At 47.9% G+C, this 7396-nt stretch carries 7 protein-coding genes and 1 riboswitch; of the genes, 2 read left to right on the top strand and 5 right to left on the bottom strand.

Annotated features, from left to right (window positions below):
• Window positions 1–408: 408 nt before the first annotated feature.
• Window positions 409–3171 (bottom strand): KxYKxGKxW signal peptide domain-containing protein, encoded by a 2763-nt coding sequence (locus tag FC07_RS08460; protein ID WP_057904680.1) that lies wholly within the window; start codon window positions 3169–3171, stop codon window positions 409–411.
• Between the two features lie 277 nt (window positions 3172–3448).
• Window positions 3449–3625: a hypothetical protein gene (locus tag FC07_RS15875; RefSeq protein ID WP_155797822.1), complete on the bottom strand. Its 177-nt coding sequence runs from the start codon at window positions 3623–3625 to the stop codon at window positions 3449–3451.
• A 132-nt stretch (window positions 3626–3757) separates the two neighbouring features.
• On the opposite strand from FC07_RS15875, the gene FC07_RS08455 reads away from it, so the two are divergent.
• A complete protein-coding gene (locus tag FC07_RS08455) occupies window positions 3758–3952 on the top strand; it encodes a type II toxin-antitoxin system HicA family toxin (RefSeq protein WP_057904679.1) in 195 nt (64 codons plus the stop codon).
• 227 nt (window positions 3953–4179) lie between these two features.
• A complete protein-coding gene (locus FC07_RS08450) occupies window positions 4180–4578 on the top strand; it encodes a type II toxin-antitoxin system HicB family antitoxin (RefSeq protein WP_057904678.1) in 399 nt (132 codons plus the stop codon).
• A gap of 106 nt (window positions 4579–4684) precedes the next feature.
• Here FC07_RS08450 and FC07_RS08445 read toward each other — a convergent pair whose 3' ends face one another.
• From FC07_RS08445 to FC07_RS08435, 3 genes are all read right to left on the bottom strand, one after another.
• Window positions 4685–5596 carry a DMT family transporter gene (locus FC07_RS08445; RefSeq protein ID WP_057904677.1) on the bottom strand — a complete coding sequence of 304 codons (912 nt, stop codon included), beginning with the start codon at window positions 5594–5596 and terminating at the stop codon, window positions 4685–4687.
• Window positions 5597–5700: 104 nt separating this feature from the next.
• A riboswitch (Fluoride riboswitch) is annotated at window positions 5701–5765 on the bottom strand.
• 51 nt (window positions 5766–5816) lie between these two features.
• Window positions 5817–6170, bottom strand: coding sequence for a fluoride efflux transporter CrcB (gene crcB / locus FC07_RS08440; protein WP_057904676.1), 354 nt, complete (start codon window positions 6168–6170; stop codon window positions 5817–5819).
• Complete coding sequence (locus FC07_RS08435; protein WP_057904675.1) at window positions 6170–6568, bottom strand: fluoride efflux transporter FluC; 399 nt, start codon at window positions 6566–6568, stop codon at window positions 6170–6172. Before FC07_RS08435 ends, crcB begins: the two co-directional genes overlap by 1 nt.
• Window positions 6569–7396: the final 828 nt, after the last annotated feature.

The raw sequence follows: 7396 nt of genomic DNA, 5'->3' as shown, positions 1-7396 counted from the left end.
CACGATTAGGTCAAAAAAAGAGATCCAGTCGCTACTGCCATAGCAATTGGATCGAATTTTGTTTTAAAGCTTTTAAAATAAAACAAATCTAGTTGTGGTGCTTTAGCAAATCGCTTTGCAAGCCGTGCGGGTCAACGTGGTGGAATCACGTTGGCCTTTTTTGCTGTCTTCAGTATAAGACAAACACCGTACCGATTTCAATCGTTTAATCTGCTTTAAGTGAAAAAATTCAAATTGCTGGAAAACAGGGTCGATGTTACCGCAAACCACACAAAAACACCCACGCAGGGAACGTAGGTGTTTCAATAAAACGATTAGGATCAAGGACAGCTGCAATTGGATGGTGCCAGATCGGGGGGATCTGACGAAATTGCAGCTGTGCGCTTGGAAGCGCCAATTGAATGAGGCTTATAAGTCGTAAGAACCATCATGCCGTTTGCGCATTTTGGTGGCCCCTAATAAGCCAATGGAGCCGAGAATCGTTAAGCCGCCTAAAACAAGTAAGGCAGTCTCATCAGCGGCACCTGTTTGAGGTAGAGTGGTGGCTTGTGCCGTTGCTGCCGGTGTGGCAGTGGGTTGCGCCGCAGTGTGAGCTGGCGTTACCGTGGCTGTTGGCGCAGTTGTAGCGGGAACGGTGGTTGCAGGTTGGCTTGTGCTTGCCGCCGTTGCAGGCGCAGGGGTGCTGTTGCGTGGCGTGGTAGTTTGGCCGGTTGTCGGCGTCGTGCTTGAAGCCTCATGGTGATTGGTGTCTGTGTCAGGTGCCTGTGTTTTGGTGGTGTTATAGTAGTCCGCTGGGGTGACGGAGACCGCGGCCGGCACTTGGACTTTGGTTTTGACTAGCACGCCGTCAGCGACTTGACCTGCTTGGGTGTTGTCGTAATAATCGGCTGGGGTCACCGAAACGGCGGCCGGCACTTGGACCTTGGTTTTGACTAGCACACCGTCAGCGATTTGGTCTGCTTGGACGTTGTTATAGTAATCGGTTGGGGTCACCGAAACCGCATCTGGCACTTGCACCTTGGTTTTGACTAGCACACCGTCAGCGACTTGGCCTGGTTGGGTGTTGTCGTAGTAGTCCGCTGGTGTCACCGAAATAGCGTCTGGCACTTGCACCTTGGCTTTGACTAGCACGCCGTCAGCGACTTGACCTGGTTGGGTGTTGTCGTAGTAATCGGCTGGGGTGACGGAAACGGCGTCTGGGACTTGGACTTTGGTTTTGACCAGCACGCCAGCGTCGACTTGACCTGGCTTGGTGTTGTCGTAATAGTCTTTCGGTGTAACCGTTAGATCAAGGTCAGATTGTGTTCTGGTTTGCGGATCGGTGGTGGGGTCACCAATGGGGTCAACCTCATAAACGTAGTTCACCGTAATATTGTTGTAGGTATTCATAGCGAACAGCCAATTGTAGGCGTCCCATAAAAACAAGGTAATGGCGTCAGAATCGCTCCAATCCAATTGCGCAGCGTTATTTGTAAAAGCAGTGGTTTTAGCCGTCACAAATGCCTGATCCGCAGCTGTCAAGCCAGCTTCGTCGCTGGTTAGCCATTTTGTCAATAGTGCTTGGTAATCGTTGGTCGCCGATGCAATTTCCAAACGCAAAGCCGCTTGATCCTGAGCGGTTGGGGTGGCACTTGCCACATGTTCAGGGCTAAACAGGGATAATGGAATCGTGATCCCATCTGGCCCAAAGGGAATATCGATCGTGTTGGCCGTGACCTGATCGGTGATCCCTGGAAAACTAGCCGTACCGTCGTCAGCGAAACTCAGAAAATCAGAAAGATGATCGTATGAAAAGCTTTCAGCTGGCTGTGCCACAAGACCGACAAAGGCGTTGCTGGTAAATGAAATCGTTGAGGCAGCAATATTCAAATGATAAGGGCTATTAGGATAATCCTGTAAATACGTATCACCGGCTAAATTAAGCGTGGTAAACGGGGCGCCAGTGTGCGTTTCAGTGGGTAAAAGCGCGTGACCAGCAGCGTCCGTATAACGGCGGGTGATCGTTTGGCTATTTTGCGTAACCGGGATGTTCACCACCTGTGCTGCTAAACCATTGTTTGTGATTCTGACAATTGGTGAAAAATTAGTGACATAATAATGAGCCTGTGGTGAATAGAGTTCGGTGGCAACAACCGAATCAACGCGGGTGGGAACATCATACGTTTTCAGCACTTCGCCAGTCTCGCTATCCGTGTAGTTGATCAATAAGGTTTCTTCATTTGGTTGGTAAAAAACATAGAACCAAAATTCAGTCGCCGGCCGTTGCTTGTCAGTAGCTGAAGGCCACTGCCAAGCGTTGAGATCGTTCAGGGTGTGTGCCAAAGCTGCCGGGCCTTGACCGTCAACCCGTTCTAGATCAGAAATGGCAGGCCAGCTGCCGGGTTGATCGCCGTAATAAAGATTGCCATCACTGCCATAATGCTCTGTCGCTGCACTGTATATCACACTATCGACGTCAACAGCAATTTCACCAGAAGCGGTGTAACCATAGGCCTCAAGTGAAGGCGGGTCAAGTAGTTGGGTTGAATTGTCATCCGTTAAGCCCGTGATATTGGTCCAAGTGCCATTTTCATCAATCGTGTTGGTAACCGTGCGATCAATGACGGTGTAGTGTTCCCCTGTTGTGGCATTCGTATAAGCACCAGTGAGCACATTGGGCGACGTGATCGAACCGGTGGCTGGAATGAAGTGATAGGTCGTTTCAACCGTTGTTGTGGCAGTGACCGGGGGTTCAGGCGTGGCCGTTGCGTCAGGCACGGCAGGCGTTGGTGTTGGATTAGCTGTGGCATCCGTTGTAGTTGGTGTCGCTGGATTTGATGCGACAGGTGCAACTGGATCGGGTGTTGTGGCTGCAGTGGCAGGCGTGGCCGCTGGTGCTGCTGAACCTGATGTGACAGGCGCCACCGAATCGGGTGTTGTGGCTTCAGTCGCCGCTGTTGATGTTGGTGCGCTTGCTTGGGCAGCGGTGGTCGGCGTTTCAGTGGTAGTCGGTGTTGTGGCGGTGGTTTGAGCAGTTGTTGTGTCAGCGGCTGACACTTGTGTAGTGAGACAGCTAGCCAGCCCCAGCGTTACTGTAGTTAACCCCATTAACAACCAGTGCCGGCCAGATTTGTACATTTTATAATGTTGTGTTGGCGTGACTAATGCCTGTAATAGTCGTGCGTTTTTCATGGCGCCTCCTCGTGTGACCACTAAATGTTATAAAATTAAAATCTAATTATCTATAAACGAAATATAGCGTTTTCTTAATGATAATGCAAAACGGGATATAATCGTAATAAGCACTGATATTAAAGCGGTTGTTCAATTTTTATAGCATTAAATTTACGAAAACTGACATTAGCTTTTTTAAGAAAATAATTATTGTGTATTATTTAGAACGGCGACTTGGGTGCGCATAAAAAAGCCACTTGCCTGTGAAAACCACAGACAAGTGGCGTAGCTGAAATCAGTTTTTTTGATCATAACTGCCACCGATCAAGGCTAACGCTGCGGCGCTAGCCAACGTGCCGTTGTTCCAAAACGATTCATGGTAATGATGTGCAATGCCGAGACTGATCAGTAAGGTGAAACTAGCAATGATGGTGCAGCCGATGAGGATGACTTGCGTTTGTTTTGGGGTCATGATTTTCCGCCGCCTTTTTGCGTTCATTATAACAAATGGAGGGGGCGTTTTACGTAACTTATGAATAAGCGGCTAAATAATCGTATTGTGCGCATTAAAGGCGTACAATACAACTGAAAGGCGGGAAACAGATTGAGTGAGATCAAGGCGCGACAACTGCTAACCGAACTGCAAACAGCTGGTTTTTACGAAACAAGGATCACAGGTGACCATCACCGGTTAACAGATGGCAAGGGTCATGATGTGACGATGAACGACTCTAGATTAAGCGATACGCTAAAACCGGGAACGGTTGCGGCCATTAGGCGACAAGCCGGGTTGAAATAGTCCTTAGAGAACTTAGGAAGGCCATGATTCCTCCGAGGGTGGTTGCGCCCGTAGGAATGGTCATCCTCCGAAAATAAGATTTTTGCGATAGCAAAATAGTCCTTAGAGAACTTAGGAGGTGCCATGTTTCTGTCGTGATGGTTTTCGTCCGCCAGAATGGTCATCCTCCGAAAATAAGATTTTTGCGATAGCAAAATAGTCCTTAGAGAACTTAGGAGGTTTTTAAAATGAGATTAGTCAGCTATTCAGCAGTTTTTGACGATATTTTAAATGAACCAGGCCATTACACGGTGACCTTTCCGGATGTCCCTGGGGCGATTACAGATGGCGACAGTTTTGCCGCAGCAATTTTCAACGCGCAAACGGCGTTAGGCCTGATGCTTTACGATCAAACAACCCTGCCAGCTGTTACCGCACAACGTGACATTGAAGCAGCCAATCCAGGCAAGCTGGTGACAACGGTTGCAGTGGATCTAGAAGCAGCTCAGACTCAAGTCCAAGTGGTATCGGTTAAAAAAAACACGCGGATTCCAGCTGATATTGCCAAGCAAGCCGAAGCCGAAGGCATTAATTTTAGCGCGGTTTTAACGGCGGCTTTAAAACAGAAATTAGAACAGGAACATTAGCTAATGGACTGGTAAAAGTGTAAACTTGTAGTTTGCGCTTTTTAGTAGTGATTAAATAACAATTCGGTTGGTCATAAATTTACTATCAAGAACAGCACAAGGCGCCTTATTTTTTAGCCGGCACTAAAGCTTGGATCAATGTGGTGGCAATGATCAGCGCGGTCCCAATTAAGGCCGACAGTCCAAAGGCAATATGGAAAAACAACACGGTTAAGATTGTGGAAGTTAACGGTTCAAATGCCCCTAATAGACTGGTCACAGTTGGTGCCACGTATTCTAAACTTTTTAGAACGAATAAATAAGCAAACAAAGTGCCGAAGATGATGACGAAAAGAATGGCCAGCCAGCCTAGGCCATTAAGCGCAGTTTGGGCAAAAGGCGTTTGGCGCACAAAGGGCAGCATCCCGAAACTCCCCAGTAACATGGCCCAGCCAACGATTGTGACGGAACCAAATTCAGTTAACATGCGTCGCGGTGCCAACGTATAGATTGCAGTGCTTAAAGCCGTCAGTAAGCCCCAACTTAAGCCTAAAACCGAGATATTCAGGTGGCTAAAGTGGCCGCCTGTTACGAGTAAAAAGGTCCCACTAAGTGCACAGAAAATGGCAATCAAGTCAGCGATTCGTGGTAGCCGCCATTGGGTAAGCGCGAGATAGAGGATGATCAAAACGGGGCTTAAAAATTGCAGTACCGTTGCCGTTGCGGCATTGCTATAATGGATTGCCATGAAATAGGTGAGTTGGGCGGGCAGCATGCCTAAAAAGCTAAATAAAACCAATTTAAGGGCCGTTGCGCGCTGCCGCCAAGGGTTAAAAATCTGGCGGCCAATGGTGCCGTAACCGAAAATTAAGAGTAATAAGCCTGCGCCAAACATCCGCACACAAACCAGCCACTTAGGTGAAAGCTGGTAGGTGGTAAAAAGAAATTGCGCCACAATTCCCGAAAAGCCCCATAGCAGTGGCCCGGCAATCGCGAGGCTCATTCCTTTTAATTTGGTATTATTTTTAATTTGTAACATGATCACAACAACCTTTCTAAAATAAAAATAAGTACAACCCAGTCGGCGTTGACCGCAACCCCTTGAAAAACAAAAAAATGACGTCTACTTCTCGCGTATTATCGCAAAAAGTAGACGTCATCAATCACAAATGTGGTTTTCGAAGGCGAACGTCATCGCCTGTTCTGTTTTGTTAACTTTAATATACTGCTTAATTATATTTTTGTCAACTAAATATTATTTAGTTTGCTAACGTTAATCCCAGTGCTACAGCAGCTAACCCAACCACTAAGGACAACGCCAGGTAGCCAATGGCCATCCCCCAGCGCTTACCTTGCAACAGCTTGGCCGTTTCAAAGCTCATGGTGGAAAAGGTGGTAAAGCCGCCGCACAGGCCAGTGCCTAACAAGGCGTAGCCACTACCAGAAGTCGCATAAGTGGCGGCGACTAACCCTAATAGAAAGGCCCCCAGCACGTTAATTAAGAAAGTGGCTAGTGGGAAGGCTGTTTGCCAATGGTTTTTGATCAATTTGGTGCCATCGTAGCGCAAAATGGCCCCGCCAGCTGCACCTAAACTGACTAATAAGTACGTCATTATTGCAACACCTGACCTTTCTGTTGCGCCCGTTTCACAAACCAATGGCTGGCGTAAATACCCGCCAAGGCGCAAATTGGACCGAGAATCAGGCTTCCCAGCGCATAGCCGCCAACCAGCACCCACTGGCCGTGTTGCCACAAATGCCACAGTTCTAAGGTGAAGGTGGAAAAGGTAGTGTAGGCGCCGATCATGCCAGTGCCCAAGCCTAACGTTAGAGAACCGGGAATATGGGCAAAATGGCCTAAGGTTGAGGAAATCCAGGCCAGTAAAAAGCTACCGGTTAAGTTGATCAACAAGGTCACCCAGGGAAACGTTGGGCTACCTAGCAATTGATCAATGCCATAACGGGCACTGCCGCCAATCAAGGCAAACAGGCCGATCAATAATTCGTTCAATGAAAATCACTCCTTGAAAATGTGGGTGGTGTTTGTGGTAAAAAGGCGGCCTCCAGCGAAAGTGGCTGGAACGCTGCGGCTCACTCCGAAGCTAACTTTAGCAAAATTCGCTAAAGTGGATCTTCTCCGATTCGCGTGACTACTAAGCGGTAAACCGCTAAGTATCACTGTCGCGGCCTAGCACACTTTCGCTTCCGGCCTTAGACTCGTCTTCGCTAGTAAATAGGTTGTTTAGGCTAAATTCCAGGTTGATATTTGCTAAATTAAAGTGGTGTTATGGCATGCTTACCTATACAAAAGTTGGTTAACGCAACTGCTACGTACTGCCTGATATGTGGTGACGCTACATCACAGCGGGGTACGCGTACAGTTTTAGCCAATTAGTGTATCAAACACTATCAGCACGATCCAAAGTCCGGAGGCAACAGTGGGCTCAGCAGTGAAATTGTCCTTAGCGGCTTTGCCGGTTAGGACAAGGTCGAGCTTTGAAACCGGTGATTTTTCGGGTTCAAAGTCGTGCCCACAGCGTTCCAGCCCCACTGTTGCCGTAGGACGCCTCCCTAGAAAATCTAGCGTTTAACAACAGTTGAACAAAAAGACACCTAGGGCGCGATCCCTAGGTGTCATTAGCCTTTCAGCAATTCGCGCAAACACCATTACGCATTTGTTTAATTAATAGTATACGGCTTAATGTTACTTTTCTAAAGGAGAAAATCTAAAATACTATTTTGTGTTCTTGGTATAGATCGTTGGTAAGGCAGCGTAGAAAGCGGCACAGCGAACTAAGTCTGTCTTCCAAGTATGTTCGTTTGAAGCATGGGCTTCAGC

Source organism: Loigolactobacillus bifermentans DSM 20003, from assembly GCF_001434575.1.
In the GTDB taxonomy this organism is placed as follows: domain Bacteria; phylum Bacillota; class Bacilli; order Lactobacillales; family Lactobacillaceae; genus Loigolactobacillus; species Loigolactobacillus bifermentans.
This window is presented reverse-complemented; position numbering and strand designations above follow the sequence as displayed.

Excerpts from the sequence above, each read along its gene's own strand:
- crcB (WP_057904676.1), bottom strand. The coding sequence starts at position 6,170 with ATGACGTACTTATTAGTCAGTTTAGGTGCAGCTGGCGGGGCCATTTTG.
- FC07_RS08445 (WP_057904677.1), bottom strand. The coding sequence starts at position 5,596 with ATGTTACAAATTAAAAATAATACCAAATTAAAAGGAATGAGCCTCGCG.
- FC07_RS15875 (WP_155797822.1), bottom strand. The coding sequence starts at position 3,625 with ATGACCCCAAAACAAACGCAAGTCATCCTCATCGGCTGCACCATCATT.
- FC07_RS08460 (WP_057904680.1), bottom strand. The coding sequence starts at position 3,171 with ATGAAAAACGCACGACTATTACAGGCATTAGTCACGCCAACACAACAT.
- FC07_RS08450 (WP_057904678.1), top strand. The coding sequence starts at position 4,180 with ATGAGATTAGTCAGCTATTCAGCAGTTTTTGACGATATTTTAAATGAA.